19 protein-coding genes are annotated in these 18128 nt (G+C 45.6%); 2 read left to right on the plus strand and 17 right to left on the minus strand.

From position 1 onward, the window contains the following. Positions 1–11: 11 nt before the first annotated feature. The 14 genes from QSV55_RS06630 to lepA all read right to left on the minus strand — a co-directional run bounded on the left by QSV55_RS06630 (position 12) and on the right by lepA (position 13700). Positions 12–419: a PH domain-containing protein gene (locus tag QSV55_RS06630; RefSeq protein WP_289649573.1), complete on the minus strand. Its 408-nt coding sequence runs from the start codon at positions 417–419 to the stop codon at positions 12–14. Positions 420–471: 52 nt separating this feature from the next. Continuing rightward, on the minus strand, positions 472–921 hold the full coding sequence (locus tag QSV55_RS06635; RefSeq protein WP_289649574.1) for a hypothetical protein: 450 nt from the start codon (positions 919–921) through the stop codon (positions 472–474). A 9-nt stretch (positions 922–930) separates the two neighbouring features. Next, positions 931–1920: a flotillin-like protein FloA gene (gene floA / locus QSV55_RS06640; protein WP_133450778.1), complete on the minus strand. Its 990-nt coding sequence runs from the start codon at positions 1918–1920 to the stop codon at positions 931–933. Positions 1921–1937: 17 nt separating this feature from the next. Beyond that, positions 1938–2567 carry an NfeD family protein gene (locus QSV55_RS06645; protein WP_289649575.1) on the minus strand — a complete coding sequence of 210 codons (630 nt, stop codon included), beginning with the start codon at positions 2565–2567 and terminating at the stop codon, positions 1938–1940. A gap of 145 nt (positions 2568–2712) precedes the next feature. Then, positions 2713–2889 carry a 30S ribosomal protein S21 gene (gene rpsU, locus QSV55_RS06650; protein WP_133417242.1) on the minus strand — a complete coding sequence of 59 codons (177 nt, stop codon included), beginning with the start codon at positions 2887–2889 and terminating at the stop codon, positions 2713–2715. A 100-nt stretch (positions 2890–2989) separates the two neighbouring features. Beyond that, the gene (gene mtaB / locus QSV55_RS06655) at positions 2990–4330 is read right to left on the minus strand and encodes a tRNA (N(6)-L-threonylcarbamoyladenosine(37)-C(2))-methylthiotransferase MtaB (RefSeq protein ID WP_133450779.1); all 1341 of its coding nucleotides are present in this window, start codon (positions 4328–4330) and stop codon (positions 2990–2992) included. Between the two features lie 133 nt (positions 4331–4463). Beyond that, the gene (locus QSV55_RS06660) at positions 4464–5195 is read right to left on the minus strand and encodes a 16S rRNA (uracil(1498)-N(3))-methyltransferase (RefSeq protein WP_289649576.1); all 732 of its coding nucleotides are present in this window, start codon (positions 5193–5195) and stop codon (positions 4464–4466) included. 2 nt (positions 5196–5197) lie between these two features. Next, on the minus strand, positions 5198–6127 hold the full coding sequence (gene prmA / locus QSV55_RS06665; RefSeq protein ID WP_289649577.1) for a 50S ribosomal protein L11 methyltransferase: 930 nt from the start codon (positions 6125–6127) through the stop codon (positions 5198–5200). Positions 6128–6129: 2 nt separating this feature from the next. Beyond that, the gene (gene dnaJ / locus QSV55_RS06670) at positions 6130–7251 is read right to left on the minus strand and encodes a molecular chaperone DnaJ (protein ID WP_289649578.1); all 1122 of its coding nucleotides are present in this window, start codon (positions 7249–7251) and stop codon (positions 6130–6132) included. A gap of 75 nt (positions 7252–7326) precedes the next feature. Next, positions 7327–9147, minus strand: coding sequence for a molecular chaperone DnaK (dnaK, locus tag QSV55_RS06675; RefSeq protein WP_289649579.1), 1821 nt, complete (start codon positions 9145–9147; stop codon positions 7327–7329). Between the two features lie 21 nt (positions 9148–9168). Continuing rightward, a complete protein-coding gene (gene grpE, locus QSV55_RS06680; protein WP_133450784.1) occupies positions 9169–9714 on the minus strand; it encodes a nucleotide exchange factor GrpE in 546 nt (181 codons plus the stop codon). Between the two features lie 12 nt (positions 9715–9726). Beyond that, positions 9727–10614: a hypothetical protein gene (locus QSV55_RS06685; protein ID WP_289649580.1), complete on the minus strand. Its 888-nt coding sequence runs from the start codon at positions 10612–10614 to the stop codon at positions 9727–9729. Positions 10615–10724: 110 nt separating this feature from the next. Further along, the gene (gene hemW, locus QSV55_RS06690; protein WP_289649581.1) at positions 10725–11840 is read right to left on the minus strand and encodes a radical SAM family heme chaperone HemW; all 1116 of its coding nucleotides are present in this window, start codon (positions 11838–11840) and stop codon (positions 10725–10727) included. Positions 11841–11876: 36 nt separating this feature from the next. After that, positions 11877–13700, minus strand: coding sequence for a translation elongation factor 4 (gene lepA / locus QSV55_RS06695; protein WP_289649582.1), 1824 nt, complete (start codon positions 13698–13700; stop codon positions 11877–11879). A 166-nt stretch (positions 13701–13866) separates the two neighbouring features. Between lepA and rpsT the strand changes: the two genes are divergently transcribed. Beyond that, positions 13867–14115, plus strand: coding sequence for a 30S ribosomal protein S20 (gene rpsT / locus QSV55_RS06700; RefSeq protein WP_133450788.1), 249 nt, complete (start codon positions 13867–13869; stop codon positions 14113–14115). Positions 14116–14144: 29 nt separating this feature from the next. Here the strand turns inward: rpsT and holA are convergent, their stop codons facing one another. Next, positions 14145–15113: a DNA polymerase III subunit delta gene (gene holA, locus QSV55_RS06705; protein WP_289649583.1), complete on the minus strand. Its 969-nt coding sequence runs from the start codon at positions 15111–15113 to the stop codon at positions 14145–14147. Positions 15114–15200: 87 nt separating this feature from the next. On the opposite strand from holA, the gene QSV55_RS06710 reads away from it, so the two are divergent. Further along, positions 15201–15335, plus strand: coding sequence for a YqzM family protein (locus tag QSV55_RS06710; RefSeq protein ID WP_133450790.1), 135 nt, complete (start codon positions 15201–15203; stop codon positions 15333–15335). Between the two features lie 22 nt (positions 15336–15357). Here the strand turns inward: QSV55_RS06710 and QSV55_RS06715 are convergent, their stop codons facing one another. Next, positions 15358–17610, minus strand: coding sequence for a DNA internalization-related competence protein ComEC/Rec2 (locus tag QSV55_RS06715; protein ID WP_289649584.1), 2253 nt, complete (start codon positions 17608–17610; stop codon positions 15358–15360). Between the two features lie 12 nt (positions 17611–17622). After that, positions 17623–18087, minus strand: coding sequence for a ComE operon protein 2 (locus QSV55_RS06720; protein WP_289649585.1), 465 nt, complete (start codon positions 18085–18087; stop codon positions 17623–17625). Positions 18088–18128: the final 41 nt, after the last annotated feature.

The raw sequence follows: 18128 nt of genomic DNA on the forward strand, positions 1-18128 counted from the left end.
ACCATAGCAGACTACAAGTTGCATCTTACCGCATCCATGTTCTGCTGATTCTGTAGATAGATCTTCGGATTACGCTTCAGCAGCAGCTTGACGAAACGTTCTGTTTCAACCGGAAAGACCACAATTTTATCAGCGTCTTTCGAGCAGATTTCGACACCTACCCGGCTGCCGTAGAGGGCCACATTGAGCACTTCGATCTGCATGATATCGATCTGAATCCGGCCGATACCTCTATGAACGGTCAGTACACTGCTGATGATATAGTATTCCCTCAGCAGCATGGTAATTAACAGCGCCGTCAAAAGAAAAGTGAAAAGGAACATGGGAAAAGAACTGATGAAATAATAAAATACAAGCATAGAGATCAGTATCACAGTGATACCATAAAACAACGGATTGCCCTGGCTCTGAAATTTCATATGCTCACCTCTTTTCTCCATTTTAGCACAAAAAAAGAGAGCGAATGCTCTCTTACCTTTTCGATTTAGGTGGTGCTAACAGTTCAGCCACGATGAGACTATGGACCAGATTTTCATTCGTTATCTCAAACTTAAAGTTATCCGGCTCCGTCAGATCCTGGCTTTTGATCGCTTCTAACCGATGTGCTTTCTGTTGTGGGGTCAGATGTGTATCAGTCAGCACTTTTTCAACCTGATCGACCTTTCTCGGTCTCGCTGCTTGACTCTTCGTCTGGCGAAGTCCACTCGCCGGAGAAACTTCTTGAATGACTTCCTGAGCCCTCCTCTGAGCAGCCTGATACGTCTCAGATTGCTTATGGATGTTCTGCTGCACGCGCTGTTCAAAGTCCTGCAGTTTACTGATGACAGGCTTGACGTCTTCCTTCTTGCCCATCTTCTCTACGACTGACTGGCCGATTGTGATAATAATCCCGATGATGAAAATAATCGTTCCTATTGACATCGCGTCCACCTACTTTCTAGGTGGCGTCTGCTCACCTTGATCCGTCAACTTGTTGATGGCGTTGCGCATCCCTGTATCTGATTCGATATTTTTCAGGTTATAGTAATCCATGACTCCGATATTGCCTTCCTGCAGTGCCTTAGCCATCGCAAGCGGTACTTCTGCTTCCGCCTCCACTACTTTCGCGCGCATTTCCTGGACGCGGGCTTTCATCTCCTGCTCCTGAGCGACAGCCATTGCACGGCGTTCCTCTGCTTTGGCCTGAGCGATGTTCTTGTCTGCCATCGCCTGCTCTGTCTGCAGGTCAGCACCGATATTCTTGCCGATATCGACATCCGCTATATCGATTGACAGAATTTCAAAGGCCGTACCGGAGTCCAGTCCCTTCCCCAGAACCGTCTGCGAGATCATATCCGGATTTTCAAGTACTGAAGTATGGGACTGACTTGAGCCGATGGTAGAGACAATCCCTTCACCGACACGGGCGACGATTGTCTCTTCCCCCGCCCCACCGACGAGTCTTTCAATATTAGCCCGTACTGTGATTCTAGCTTTCGCTTTCACTTCAATCCCGTTCATGGCCACACCGGCGATAAAGGGTGTTTCAATCACTTTAGGGTTAACCGACATCTGGACTGCCTCCAGTACGTCACGGCCGGCAAGGTCAATCGCCGCGCCTCTTTCAAAAGGCAGGTTGATGTCGGCACGTTGCGCTGCAATAATCGCGTCGACCACGCGGTCCACATTCCCACCCGCTAAATAGTGGGACTCAAGCTGATTGGTCGTTAAGTGCAGACCGGCTTTATGCGCTTTAATCAGCGGGTCAATGACACGACGCGGAGATACACGCCGTAACCGCATACCGACCAACGTCCCGATACCGACTTTAACGCCTGCTGCCAGGGCTGAAATCCATAGACCGACAGGAACAAAGGTGAACAATACCATCAGGAACACTAAAACAAGTCCTAAAATAATAAGCAATGCTATCCATTCCATTCTAAACACTCCTTCTACTATAATGCTCTGACGACAACTCGGGTCCCTTCGACTAAAATAATTCTGACTTCCCGGTCTTTGTCGATGAAGGACCCTTCACTGACTGCGTCTATCCGCTTGCCTTCAAAAGTTATAATGCCAGACGGTCTCAGCGGTGTCATCGTCAGCGCAATCTGACCTACAAGGTGACTTCTGTCATCATGTGAGGAATAGCCTGCTTCCTTTGACGTTGAATCCGTCAGTATTACGTTTCTGAAGAGCGGAATAGATTTACCAAAAAATTTGACCATCACTATCCACTCCAATAATGCTGATGCCAGACTGACTGCGAGGAAAACTGCCATCATTGAAATATCTTCGCCGATGAGGAGGAAACTGCTGAAGACCATGAGCGCTCCCAATATCCCCAGAACAGCACCAATCACAAATAACTCCAGTATCATTAAAATGACACCTGTGACAAACAGGATCACTGAGATCATTTCCAGCTCACCGGTCATTCCTGTCATGATGACAAATCCTGCACAGGCGAAGAGCAGGATGATGCCAGCAGCAGAGAGTCTGGATGAAAACAACTGAGCAACAGCCGATAAAAAAATGACAACCATCAATATCAGAAGTATCATCTCATATGATGTGAACGACAAAAAGCCACCTCCTTGCCCTTATTATACATGATGTGGAAATATCTTATAACAATTACAAAAAAATTTAAGAAAACTTTAAGGTAACAAAAAAGCACAGGCGTCAGCCTGTGCTTATCTATAGATAATATTTGAGGGAGATCAAATATTATTTGAATTTACGTTTACGTGCAGCTTCTGATTTCTTTTTACGTTTAACACTTGGTTTTTCGTAGAATTCGTGTTTACGAGCATCTTGAATCGTACCACTTTTAGAAACTGTACGTTTGAAACGACGTAAAGCATCTTCAATAGATTCGTTTTTACGAACAACTGTTTTAGACATTAAATTTCCCTCCCTCCAAATATCAGCGGAACTAATTAAACATAGATAACTATGTACTCAAATATTATAATATACTCGTTTTAACTGGTCAATAGTGAATTTATCTGCCAGCTGCTGCGACAGTCTGCACCTTCGGCATGACCTTGACAAACTGACCGTGATTCACGGGATAACCCGCCTCCGTGATCTTCACTTTAACCAGCTCACCGATTAGTGTTTCGCTGCCTTCGAACTGAACTTTGAGATAATTATCTGTATAACCGATGAGCTGACCATCAGCCGAACCTTTTTCCTCCGGAATGACTTCCAGTACTTCCCCTTCAAACTTGCTTGCATATTCTTTAGCAAGCTGATCGGATAAGCTGATCAGCTGATGGACACGGTTATTTTTAATGTCTTCATCAATCTGGTCCGTCATGCGGGCTGCCGGAGTTCCGGTACGCATTGAATAGGGAAAGACATGCAGTTCAGAGAATTTATGCGATTCAATGAAGCGATAGGTTTCCATGAATTCTTCCTCAGTCTCTCCCGGGAAGCCGACAATCACATCACTCGTCACAGCGAGTCCTGGCATAATGGCATGGAGCTTCTGCAGCCGCTCAGAGAAATGAGCCATCGTATACTTCCGGCGCATCCGTTTCAGGACGGTGTCACTGCCTGATTGAAGCGGGATATGCAGATGACGCACGACTTTCTCGCTCTGATCAATGACATCAATGACCTCATCTGTCAGCTGACTCGCTTCAATAGAGGAGATCCGAATACGTTTCAGACCTTCAATCTGTTCAAGGTCACGCAGCAGCTGCGCGAGATTGTAGTTCTTCAGATCTTCCCCGTAGCCGCCGGTATGAATCCCTGTCAAAACAATCTCCTGATAGCCGGCATCCACAAGCTGGCTTGCTTGTCTGACGACTTCCTTCGGATCACGGGAACGCATGAGACCGCGGGCCCATGGGATGATACAGAAGGTACAGAAGTTATTGCAGCCTTCCTGAATCTTAAGGGATGCACGTGTTCTGTCTGTAAAATAAGGGACATCAAGTTCTTCATATGTCCGATTCTTCATAATATTGGTCACGCCGTTGATCGGCTGACGTGCTGTCTTGAACTCCTCGATATAAGGCAGCATTTTGTGGCGGTCCTGTGTGCCTACGACGATATCGACACCGGGAATGTCCATAATTTCTGCGGGTGATGTCTGAGCATAACACCCTGTTACACAGATGACTGCATCTGGATTACGACGGATTGCACGACGGATGACCTGCCGGCTTTTTTTATCGCCTGTATTCGTTACAGTACACGTATTGATGACATAGACATCGGCATTTGTCTCAAAATCTACACGGTCATAACCGTCATCCTTGAAGAGCTGCCAGATGGCTTCTGTCTCATAATGATTCACTTTACAGCCCAATGTATGGAATGCAACTGTTGACATAATGTCCACCTCTTTATTTCAAATTTCTATTTATCACTCGGCTTTTCGATAACCTTAACATTTTACTATTTTTCTCCGCTGAAAATCAAGTGGCCGACACCAGAAAAGACAGGACTCAGCTGAATCCTGCCTTTTAATCCAGTAGCTCCATATGGTAACTGATGGCTGATAGTGCATAAAGCGGCGCTGTTTCAGCCCGCAGAATCCGGGGACCGAGACCGGCCGTTATACCTTCAAGCATCGCCACTTCCTTCGGGCTCAGACCGCCTTCAGGTCCGAAGACCAGAAGCACACGGTCACCTCGACGGAACCGGCTGACAGCCTGCTTGAATGCTTGCTGCTCATGATGCTTCGCACTTTCTTCATACGCGATGATCATATGATCAAACCGGCCGTTTAACTCGGCCAGCTGAGACGTGAACTCGATAACCGGCAGCTGCTGACGGTAACTCTGTTCAGCTGCTTCTTTAATAATTTTACGGTAACGTTCAAGCTTTTTATCCGCTTTTTTCGCATCCCATCTGACGACAGAAAATTCGCCTTGAAACGGCAGGAACTGGCTCGCCCCTAATTCGGTCGCTTTCTGCAGCATCCATTCATATTTATCATTTTTGAGAAGACCGCTGGCTATTGTGATATGAACCGGAAGCTCTGTATCAAGTTCAAGTTTCTCAGTGACCCGCACCCACACTTTCTCCGACAGTTCCTCTATCGTGGCTTGATAGGTGCCGTCCGTAAAGTTAATGACCAGTGCGTCTCCTGGCTGCTGCCTCATCACATTTTTAATATGGTGGACATCCTCTTTTGCATCGATGACAAATGTTCTGCCTACTTCAGCCGACTCCTCCAGAAAATAACGCTGCATGGCTAGGCCTTCTCTGCGAGGATGGCTACCCAGCCTTTTTCGCGTCTGATTGTTCTGATTGAAAAGCCTGCTTCAGTCATATGCTCAGTAATCATCTGTTCTTTTTCCTCAATGATGCCTGACGCAATGAAGAGTCCTTCATCATTTAAGAGCGTAAAGGCATCATCTATCATTAAATCAACAATATGGGCGAGGATGTTAGCGATGACGACATCACGTTTCTCTGTTTCACCGACCAGAAGATTGCCGGTATCGGTCTCGATCGCGTCAGCGCAGTGATTGATTCTAAAGTTCTCCTCAGCGACTCTCACCGCGACTTTATCGAGGTCAACCGCACGAATAGGTGCTGCACCCATACGATGTGCGGCGATACTTAAGATACCTGAACCCGTACCGACGTCGATGACGGACATACCAGGCTTCACATATTCCTCGACAAGCCGCAGACACATAGAAGTCGTCGCATGATCGCCTGTACCGAAAGCCATACCCGGATCTAAATGAATGATCTCTTCGTCATCTGCCGGCTGATAATCTTCCCAGCTCGGCACAACCGTAAAGCGTTCAGAGGCCTTGAATGCATGAAAATGATTCTTCCATTCATTCTCCCAGTCCTCGTCCTTGATATCAGCCGTCTCTATTTCAAAACGTGTCACTTCTACATCCTGCAGGGCTCTCACGGCCTTCTCTATTTCAGAAAGCAGCTCATCCTTGTAATCATATTCACTGTAGTAGCATTTGACCCGCACATCTTGCTCAGGATAATCTGCCGGATTCAGTTCATAGATTTCACCGAACGTTTCAATCCGCCCTTTCTGCAGCTCCAGACTATCTTCGATGACGACCCCGTTTGCACCCAGTTCATTGAGAATCTCTGCAATAAAAGGCTCGACTTCATGATTGATCATCAGCGTGATCTCTTTATAATCCATGTTTATTCTCCTCTGAAGAAGCGTCTTGTTTTTTCGAAGAAATTATCATTCTGTTCATTCAGCTCTTCACCATCAATTTCAGCGAATTCACGCAGCAGTTCAATCTGATGGTCTGTCATCTTCGTAGGTGTTACAACAGTCACCGTGACGTAAAGGTCTCCTTTGCCGTAGCCGTGGACATTCTGCACCCCTTTGTCTTTCAGACGGAAGCGTTTCCCTGTCTGTGTTCCAGCAGGAATCGTCAGCTTGACGCGGCTGTCTAAGGTCGGTACTTCAATCTCATCACCGAGCGCAGCCTGTGCAAATGATAGTTTAAGATTATAGAAGATATCATCGCCGTCACGGTCAAAGTCAGGATGTTCAGCTACCCGGAAGACGACATAGAGATCTCCGGCTGGTCCGCCGTTGATACCTGGCTCCCCTTGTCCTGCTACACGTATCTGCTGACCGTTGTCAACGCCGGCAGGAATAGTGACATCGATTGTGACGTCTTTTACTTTTACGCCGGTACCGCGACAGTCTGTACATCTCTCCTCGTATTCCTTACCTGTTCCCTGACAGTCCGGACAAGGTCGCTCTGTCCGGATACGGCCGAACGGTGTCTCCTGTTCGACGCCGACCTGACCGCGCCCGTGACATGTCGAGCAGCGTTTTACTTCAGTACCCGGCTTCGCACCAGAGCCGTCACATGTGTCACACACGACTTCTTTACGGACTTTAATTTCTTTATTCGCACCGAAGACAGCCTCTTTAAAATCGATGTCCATCTGGTATTGCAGGTCATTCCCTTTTCTCGGTGCATTTGGATCACGTCTGGCACCGCCGCCGAAGAATGAGCTGAAAATATCTTCAAAGCCGCCGAAGCCGCCACCGAAGTCCGCGCCGCCGAAACCTGCGCCCTGACCCATGCCAGCATGCCCGAACTGGTCATACTGCGCCTTCTTCTGGTCATCGCTTAACACTTCATAGGCTTCTGAAAGTTCCTTGAACTTCTCGTCTGCGCCTTCTTCCTTGTTGATATCCGGATGATATTTTTTAGACAGTTTTCTGTATGCTTTTTTTATTTCATCTTTTGAAGCGCCTTTTGATAATCCCAGCACTTCATAATAATCTCTTTTTGCCACTCGTCATTCTCCTTTTCCGCTGTTACAGAAAAAGTCAAAGTCAATAAATTGACTTTGACTTTTTAGAGGCAGCTATTATTTTTTATCGTCATCTTTTACTTCTGTAAAATCAGCATCCACTACATCATCCTGAGGTGCTGCTTCACCCTGAGCCTGTTGCTCTTGAGCCATCTGTTCATACAGCTTCATTGATAAAGCCTGAATGATTTCATTCAGCGCATCTTTTTTCGTTTTGATGTCTTCGATGTCATTACCTTCAAGGGCTTTCTTCAGTTCTTCTTTCGCAGCTTCTGCTTTTTCTTTCTCAGCATCGTCCACTTTACCTTCAAGGTCTTTTAATGTTTTTTCTACAGTGAAGACCATCTGATCCGCTTCGTTACGTGTATCGATTTCTTCACGGCGTTTTTTATCTGCTTCTGCGTTCGCTTCAGCATCTTTCACCATACGGTCGATCTCTTCATCTGATAACGCTGAAGATGACTGAATCGTGATTTTCTGTTCTTTCTGAGTGCCTAAATCTTTAGCAGTTACATTAACGATACCATTTTTATCGATATCAAATGTCACCTGGATTTGCGGTACACCGCGTGGTGCAGGTGGAATATCAGTCAACTGGAAGCGACCTAATGTTTTGTTGTCCGCTGCCATCTGACGTTCCCCTTGGAGAACGTGCACATCTACTGCCGGCTGATTATCAGCTGCTGTAGAGAACACTTGTGATTTTGAAGTCGGGATCGTTGTGTTACGTTCAATCAGAACAGTCGATACACCGCCCATCGTTTCAATACCAAGTGACAACGGTGTCACATCAAGAAGAACGATGTCTTTAACGTCACCTGTGATAACGCCACCTTGGATGGCAGCACCCATCGCTACAACCTCATCCGGGTTAACGCCTTTATTTGGTTCTTTATTCAGTTCTTTCTTGATTGCTTCCTGAACCGCTGGAATACGCGTAGAACCACCAACAAGAATCACTTCATCGATATCAGATGCTGATAATGACGCATCTTTTAATGCCTGACGAGTAGGGCCCATCGTTTTTTCCACTAGGTTGCGAGATAAGTCTTCAAATTTAGCACGGGATAATGTCACTTCAAGGTGAAGAGGACCTGCTTCTCCCGCTGAAATGAATGGTAATGAAATTTGCGTTGAAGAGACACCTGATAAGTCTTTTTTCGCTTTTTCAGCAGCATCTTTCAGACGTTGCATCGCCATTTTATCTTTAGACAGATCTAAGCCGTTTTCTTTCTTGAATTCTTCTACTAAGAAGTCGATGATCACCTGGTCGAAATCATCCCCACCGAGTCTGTTATCACCCGCTGTTGAAAGGACTTCGAATACACCATCACCCAGTTCAAGGATAGAGACGTCAAATGTACCGCCACCTAAGTCAAAGACAAGGATTTTCTGGTCTTTCTCAGTTTTATCTAAGCCGTACGCAAGTGCTGCTGCTGTCGGTTCATTGATAATACGTTCAACTTCTAAACCAGCGATTTTACCTGCATCCTTAGTCGCCTGACGTTCTGCATCATTGAAGTAAGCCGGCACTGTGATGACCGCTTTAGAAACTGTTTCGCCGAGGTAGGCTTCAGCTGTCGCTTTTAAGTTCTGCAGAATCATCGCTGAGATTTCCTGCGGTGAATATTGTTTGCCATCCACTTCCACTTTGTGGTCAGTACCCATCTCACGTTTGATGGAGATGATTGTATTTGGGTTAGTGATAGCCTGACGTTTCGCCACTTCACCGATCTGAGTTTCACCGTTTTTGAATGCCACAACAGATGGAGTTGTGCGGTTGCCTTCAGGGTTAGCGATTACTTTCGGTTCTCCGCCTTCAAGTACAGCTACACATGAATTTGTTGTTCCTAAGTCAATACCGATTACTTTACTCATTTAGAATTCCTCCAGTTTATATTATTCGTTGACTTTAACCATTGACGGTCTTAAGACACGTTCTTTTAATTTATAACCTTTTTGCAGTTCATCCAGCACAATGCCGGATTCTTTAGAATCATCTTTTTCCTGCATGACTGCCTGATGGAAGTTCGGATCAAAAGGCTGATCCTGTGCTTCGATTGTTTCAAGCCCATGTTCCTTCAGGGCACTGACTAAGTTGTCATATACCATCTGCACACCTTTGATCAGTGTTTCATCCTCACTCTTCTGAGCAAGTGCACGCTCGATATTATCAAGCGTCGGAATCACATCACGCAGTACTGCCTGAGAACGATAGGTTTTCTCCGTTTCAAGTTCCGTACGCGTCCGTTTCTTATAGTTGTCAAACTCAGCGTATAATCTTAAATATTTTTCTTCACTAGCTGCGAGCGCCGCTTCCAGATCTGCTACCTTTTGCTCCAGACCGTCACCGTCAACATCGATCGGTGTCGTGTCGACAGGCGCTTCAGCAGTTACTTCTTCTTCAGGAACTGTTTCTTCCTGGACGTTTTTCTCTTCCGTCATTCAATATCCTCCTTAGAGTGCGCTAAGTCCCTCAAAAACTTTCCGATAGCTCATTTTAATAGGTCCGATTACAGCAACCCGTCCGTCCACTTCTTCAGTCTGAACCGGTTTAGTGACGAGTGAGACATGATTAAGCTTATCATCGATTTCCTGTCCTATCTTAACATTAATCAAATCGTCATTCATACTAATAAGCTTGGCAATGAACAGATCCGATTCGATGTAAGACATCAAATCCCGGACACCGTCCAGGTCTTTCGGGACCGCATCAAACAGAAACTCCTGTCCTGCCTTATGAATCACTGGATCAGGCTTATCGAGTCGTCTGTTGACATAATGATTTACCATCGATACAAGCTGCTTGTTAAGTGGTGTAAACGTAATGTTCTCATGATGAAGCATGGCATTAAAATACTGGTTGAGTTCCAGCAGTTCTTCCGCTGATAACGGACTGTGCCAGCCCAGCTGCTCATGCTCAACTTCACCGTCACTGTAAATCAATACAATCAGCAATGAATGAGCGACAGCAGCCAGATGGATCGCTGCTATTTTTCTGGCTTTATGATAGCCGGTCACAACAGCAAAATAATGCGTAGCAGCAGCCACTTTATCCGCAAGCTCATCAAAGTTCTCATGACTGACGGTGCTTGCAGCATGTTCAGTCTGCAAGGTGCTGATATAGTGTTTATAGCCTTCAATTGAAGGGATGCGGCCTGAAGAAATATGGGTCTTTTCAATAAAGCCCTGTTCTTCAAGCTTCTTCATCTCAGCACGGATGGTCGCTGAACTGATAGTCAGCTGATGTTTATTCATCAGGGTACGTGAACCTACAGGCACACCACTTTCAACAAAATCTTCAACCAAAGTGTTCAATAAAATCTTTTGTCTGTTAGTGAGCATGTTTCACCTCTTTAGCACTCTTGTATCCGAAGTGCTAATAATAATTTATCAAATTGGTCAAAGTATGTCAATGTAAAACACTTCAGTTTGAAGATAAAAAAATCTACTTTCTAGATAGAAAGTAGAAATTGTTCAAACACATCATTACCGACCATACGCCCTTCAGGTGTCATGGCAATTTTATCTTCTGTCAGTATCAGATGACCCTTCTCCTCCAGCTGTGACAGCACATCACCAAACACGTCCTCTATCTGGATGGCGTAGCGCTCAAAGAAGTCCGCTCTGGATACGCCCTCATTCATGCGCAGGCCGAGGAACATGAATTCCTCCATGGACTCCTCAAGCGTCACCTGGTGTCTTTCTTTGACCGCATTTCCTCTTGTCATCGCTTTGATATAATGCGGGACAGGTGCAATATTATAGTAGCGGCTGCCGTTGACATAGCCGTGACTGCCGGCCCCAGCGCCGTAGTATTCCTTATTCTGCCAGTAGACTTTATTATGTGCGGACTCATGACCTTCTTTTGCGAAGTTAGAAATCTCATACTGCTTGAAATCAGACTGCGCCAGACGCCTGATTGTATAATCATACATTTCCGCAGCGAGCGTCTCATCCGGCAGCTGCAACATCCCTTTACGGTACTGATTATAGAACTGGGTCTTCGGTTCCAGGATGAGTGAATAGCTCGAGATATGATCGATATCAAGGGCAAGCGCATGCTCTAAATCATCTTTGACCTGCTGCAGGGTCTGCGTCGGCAGATGGTACATCAGGTCGATGCTGACCGACTCTATTCCGGCGGACTTCGCAGTATCGACCGCTTTTTTGATGTCACTTTCAACATGCGTGCGTCCGAGCAGCTTCAACAGGTCATTATCGAATGTCTGTACACCGAGACTGAGCCGGTTGACATGGTAATGTTTCATGATATGAATCTTCTCTGCTGTCAGCTCATCAGGGTTCGCTTCCATGGTAAACTCACGGGCAATCTTAAAATGCTGAGAGATGAAGCTCAGCAGCCGTTCCAGTTGTTCTACGTTCAATGCAGTCGGGGTCCCCCCGCCGATGAACAAGGTGTCGATATTTCCCGGGATCTCCTTCAGTTCCTTTATCAGACAGTCGATATAAACATCAACCGGCTGGTTCTTGATGAGGAACTTATTGAAGTCGCAGTATGTACAGATACGATTGCAGAACGGGATATGAATATAAAGACTCGTCATCATAACTCCTTTCACGAAAAAAAGTGGCTGACGCCACTTTTATTCTTCATCCATTTTCAGGACAGCGAGGAATGCCTCCTGCGGAATTTCAACAGATCCGACAGCTTTCATCTTCGCTTTACCTGCTTTTTGTTTTTCCAGCAGTTTACGTTTACGGCTGATGTCACCACCGTAACATTTTGCCAGCACGTTCTTCCCGATTGATTTAATGTTAGTACGTGCAATAATTTTCTGACCGATCGCAGCCTGTACCGGTACTTCGAACTGTTGACGCGGAATCAGGGTCTTCAGCTTTTCAACGATGACCTTACCGCGATCATAAGCGAAATCGCGATGCACAATAAAGCTGAGTGCATCGACCGTATCACCGTTCAATAGAATATCCATCTTGACGAGACGACTTTCCTGATAACCGATCAGCTCATAGTCAAATGACGCATAGCCCTTCGTATTTGATTTCAACTGATCGAAGAAATCAAAGACAATTTCGGACAGCGGCAGCTCATAGATGATATTGACACGGATATCGTCGAGGTAATCCATCGTCTTGAAGTTACCCCGCTTCTTCTGGCAGAGCTCCATGACAGCACCGACATAATCGTTCGGCACCATGATACTTGCCTTGACATAAGGTTCAAAGATTTTGTCAATCTTCTGAGGGTCAGGCATCTTAGACGGATTATCAACAATGACTTCACTGCCGTCTGTCATCACACATTTGTAGATAACGGACGGTGCTGTCGCAATCAGTTCAATACCGAACTCACGTTCAATACGCTCCTGAATGATCTCCATATGAAGAAGGCCGAGGAAGCCGACGCGGAAACCGAAGCCGAGTGCCTGTGACGTTTCAGCCTCAAATTCAAGGGAGGCATCATTCAGCTGCAGCTTCTCTAGCGCCTCGCGAAGATCGTTGTACTTACTTGTATCGATCGGATAGATACCGCAGAAGACCATCGGATTCATCTTCTTATAGCCCTGCAGCGGCTCTGCTGCCGGATTGTTCGCAAGCGTGATGGTATCACCGACGCGTGAGTCACCGACATTTTTAATGGACGCTGTGATATAGCCGACATCTCCGACTGTCAGTTCTGCGACCGGCAGCTGTTTAGGGGTATTGATGCCGACTTCGACGACTTCAAATTCCTTACCGGTCGCCATCATACGGATTTTATCACCGGCTTTGACTGTACCATCGATGATACGGATAGATGAAATAACGCCGCGGTATGCATCAAACGCACTGTCAAAAATCAGCGCTTTCAGAGGCGCTTCCGGATCACCGGTCGGTGGCGGCACCAGTTCTACAATCTGCTCCAGAATCTCATCGATACCGATATTAGCTTTTGCTGAAGCGAGTACGGCGTCAGAAGCATCCAACCCGATGACGTCCTCTATCTCCTGCTTGACACGTTCAGGCTCTGCTGCCGGCAGATCGATCTTATTGATCACCGGAATCAGTTCAAGATCGTTATCCAGGGCAAGATAAACGTTGGCTAACGTCTGTGCTTCTATCCCTTGAGCGGCATCCACCACGAGAATGGCACCTTCACAGGCAGCCAAGCTTCGTGAAACCTCATAAGTGAAATCGACGTGTCCAGGTGTATCAATCAGATGGAAAATATACGTTTCGCCATCTTTAGCAGTATAGTTCAGCTGGACCGCATTCAGTTTAATGGTGATGCCTCTTTCGCGCTCTAAATCCATGGAATCAAGCAGCTGTGATTTCATTTCACGTGATGCAACGGATTTAGTATTCTCAAGGATACGGTCCGCAAGCGTGGACTTTCCATGGTCGATATGGGCAATGATGGAGAAATTCCTGATCTTATTCTGTCTTTTTAAACGTTCTTCATTGTTCATTCAGAGAACCAACTTTCTTTTCTATTCAATAATTATGATTATATCAAGTATAGAAGGCTACTTCAATCAGTTTTAAATTAACGATTGCAATGCCTCCTGTATTTTGATAAAATATTTCTTGTTGCAATGAAAACACGTAGGTGTAATATTTTTAGGAGGTGACATCATGCCAAACATCAAATCTGCTATTAAACGCGTGACGACTAGTCAAAAAGCTCAAGATGCTAATATCTCTCAAAAGAATGATATGCGTACTGCTATCAAAAACGCAAAAGCTGCTATCGAAAACAACGCTGATAACAAACAGGATTTAGTGAACACTGCTGTTAAAAAGATTGATAAAGCTGCGAAAAGCAACTTAATCCATTCTAACAAAGCTGACCGTTTAAAATCACAAGTTATGCGTTCTAACTAATAATGAAAGCCCGCTTCCGCGGGCTTTTTTTATATGCCTAAAATGAACAGTTCTAGAATAAGGACTTTATCCATATAAGAGGATTTAAGCTGATAATCTGTTTCAGCACAGCGATCGATCACCTTGAGGATATCGCTTAAATTAAGGCGTGATACTTTGCGGAGAGCAAGCTTCACTCTGTACGGATGAATCTTCAGCTGCTTGGCCATCTGTGCCTCACTGAAACCTTTCTGACTCAGTATCTTAGTCTGATAAAAGAGTCGATACTGCCCGGTGATGAGCGCCAGAAGTTTAATCGGCTCTTCCTTCATATTGACAAGATCTTTCAGCAGCAGAATCGCTTCTTTCTTCCGATTTGTCGTAATGTAATCCGTCAGCAGAAAGACATTCTGCTCCAGACTGCGGGAGACAATCATTTCAACATGTGACTTGGTGACAATAGTATCGTCCCCAATATACAGCAGCAGTTTATGCATCTCATTGGACACGAGTTTGTAGTCGGCGCCAGTGAGCTGAATCAGTTCATCCAGTGCATCCTGCTTGATATCTTTGAACTGTTGATTCATCTCTTGCTTGACCCATTTCTTTAAGGCCATTTCGTCCATTGCCTCTATTTTATTGACTTCATGCAGCTTCTTCATGTTTTTCACAATTTTCTTACGTTCATCCAGCTTCTCACTGTTCACTTCAAATATGACGACATTCGGCCCCGCGAACTGTTCCACAAACTGGACGAGCGCATCAATATGATGCTCGACAGTCACTCGCGGTTTCTCACCGGTAAAAAGATAGCTGTTCTGGACGACAATGACCTTTTTGTCGCTGAGAAACGGGATGGTCATGGCATCCTCTATAATAGTCTGTATAGGTGTCTCCAGTAAATCGTACTTGGAGAAATTAAAATCATCCTGCTCAAGCAGTAAATCACTGACGATTTTAGCGGTTCGCTCTGCCACCAGCTCCGGTACAACACCATGATTGATTATAATCGCACTCAAATTAAGAACTCCCTTGCTGAATCTTAATTTCATTATAGCTTTTTTCACATAAATATCATATACTTAACCTAAATGGAGGTTGATAACATGAATCATTTTGAACATGATGTGCAATCTAAAAACAATGACGTGAAAGATTCACTCCTTGCAATGGGTACTGGATTCGGCGCATTTGCTGCTATCTATATCATTGCTCAGATCTTTGATCTTTTAGCGAAATAAAAGACCGCCAGCGGTCTTTTTTTTATGGCCTTTTTGCTGTTCGGACCGTCTCCAGAAACTCTATCTTGCCATCTGTCTGCGTATTCAGAATATGCACACGGCTTTTATTCAGTCTGGCCATCACCTCCTCATGAGGATGACCGAAACGATTATTTCTGCCCGCTGAAATGACGGCATATTCAGGTTTAAGGCACTCCAGCAGTTCATCTGACGTGCTCGTTTTGCTGCCATGGTGGCCCACTTTCAGCACATCTATTTGTTCACTGCAGAGTTGATCCATTAACGACCGCTCTTTTTCTGCCGGTGCATCTCCCATCAGTAAGTAGCGACGTCCCAGTGTCACGCGCGTGATAATACTGCTGTCATTTTCATCGCTGAACGGACCTTCTGTATTCAGGAGCTCCACTACCGCCTGGCCAACTTGCAGTTTATCAAGTTGTCCAGCATGGATGATCTGTGTGCCGCTTTCCTTCGCCAGCCCAAGCAGTTCGGCATATTTATCGTGACCGGGCGCCTCTGTATTTAATATCAGATAGTCCACATGTATTAATCTTAAAAGGTTAACTGCCTCACCGAAATGATCGGCATCCGGATGAGTGAGCAGTAAATAATCTATTTTAGGGTAGCCCTTTTCCTTAAGCACGCCGTGTAAATGAAAGGCGACAGCGTCATTCTCTTTTCGCCGCTTCTGCCACTTCTCTCTCATCATTTCCATCCGTCCACCTGTATCTGTCACAAGTAACTGCCCGCCGCTTTCGACGATCGAGCTGTCACCTTGTCCCACATCGATAAAGGTCACCCCTTCCGCATGCGGCTGCAGGGCACTGATGCCATAGAGGAGCAATAACAGCATGGCTGCTCCGCCCAAAAACTGGACTAGTGAGAACTCAAGTCTCGATAGCACAAAGAAAACGATCAGGGTCAGTATGACATAAACCTCAGCCCTCTGATTCGCCAGAATGATATCAGGAAGATGTATAAGACTGAAAACATCAATCAGTGCGTCGTTTATGAAAAAAGCAATCGCCAACAAGCTATCAAACCAGTCAGGCAGTGAATGCAGAAGCATCATCCACAGCAGGATACTCGTACAAAGCGGAAACATGACAGCAGTAAAGAAAGGGATAAAAAGAAGATTGGTGACTAAACCTATTATCTGAAAACTGTTGAAGTTGAGGAGGAGAACCGGGATACTTGCGAGCTGAGAAATCAAGCAGGTCAGCACAAGCAGAGAAATCGGCCGCCTATCCTGATAAAGATTGCTCGTAAAAATCAGGGTAAAAGAGATGAAATAGGACAGCTGAAATCCGATATCAAAGATAGCGGTCGGTTCAAAAAGAAGAAAAAGCAGAAAGGATAATGAAAGCGCATCCAGCAGGGTAAGACCATATCTTTTCAGTGCCATATAAATCAGAATAAAAAGCGATGACCTGATGACAGAAGGCGACAGTCCGGTCAGTACCGTATACATCGGGATAATGATAAACATGGCAGCTGTACACCAGTGAAGAGGAAGGTAGAACCGTTTCAGCAGGAAGAAGAGCTGGACACTGATCAACGCTACATGAGAGCCGCTGATTGCATAGAGATGATAAATACCCAGAACTTTCAGCTGCGCGAGCTCATCTGCTGCAAGATACCGGGTATCGCCCAATGTCAGCGCGACAACGTAACGCATATTATAGCGACCACTTTGCATCATGTGATCGGCAAGCTGAACACGGTAAAGCTTCAGCTTATCCACTATACCCAGCGTTCTCTCCCTGCAGGATAACCAGTCTATCTGTTTAACTGTCGCCTGATAGCGGATGCCCTGCCGCTTTAAAAAAGCGGCATAGTCGAATTTCAGGCCATTGGTATTCGGTAAGGGCTGTCTGAGTTCAACTGAAGCTGAGCAGGCCCTGAAATAAGGCATTCTGCTGAGCAGCTGCTTGTGCTCACTTTCAGACTTAATATGATAACTGAACCTCACCGGCTGATCCTCTATAAGAGCAACCCCGGAAAAATAATCACCATCGACATTCTGGTCGTCGGTAAATGACAACAGTGAAGTCATGGTGCCTCTTTCAGTATCCGTCCAGTCAAAATCTGGTGCCGCTTCTGCAGAAGTATAGAAATAGAAAAAGAGACTCACACCAAACAGGCCTATCACATAGACCGACCTTTGTTTCCGGTAGCTATGACAGATGACGAGCAGAAACAAGATACATGCGCTTAACGGCGCAGACCGAAACAGTATACCGCAGCAGGCGGCGACAGCCAGATTAAACCACATGTATCCTCCTTCTTATTCGATCATTTTAAAATAATCCGCTACTTTCCTCGCATCAAACGGTATTTTCTCCACTTGGACACCTGATTTCTGCAATAATTCTATTGCATACGGATGGTTCTTATAATCGATGGCATAGGAGACCTTGCTGATACCTGCTTGTATCAGAGACTTCGTGCAGTGAATACACGGAAAATGCGTGACATAAATTTCAGCGCCTGCCGTTGAGACACCTAATTTTGCGCACTGCAGCAGCGCATTCATTTCGGCGTGGACTGTTCTGATACAGTGTCCTTCCTCAAGATAACAACCGACATCCGTGCAGTGTGCTTCACCTGCAACTGACCCGTTATAGCCGCCCGCAATCATCCTATTGTCCTTGACGATGGTCGCACCGACGCTTAATCTATTGCAAGTTGAACGTAAAGCGAGCAGCTGACTCTGTGCCATAAAATAATCCTGCCATTTAATTCTTTCCACAATAATCCCTCCAATAGTCTCATTGTAAGGGAATGAATCCT

Origin of the sequence: Macrococcus bovicus, from assembly GCF_030376725.1 — a bacterium.
GTDB lineage: Bacteria > Bacillota > Bacilli > Staphylococcales > Staphylococcaceae > Macrococcus > Macrococcus bovicus.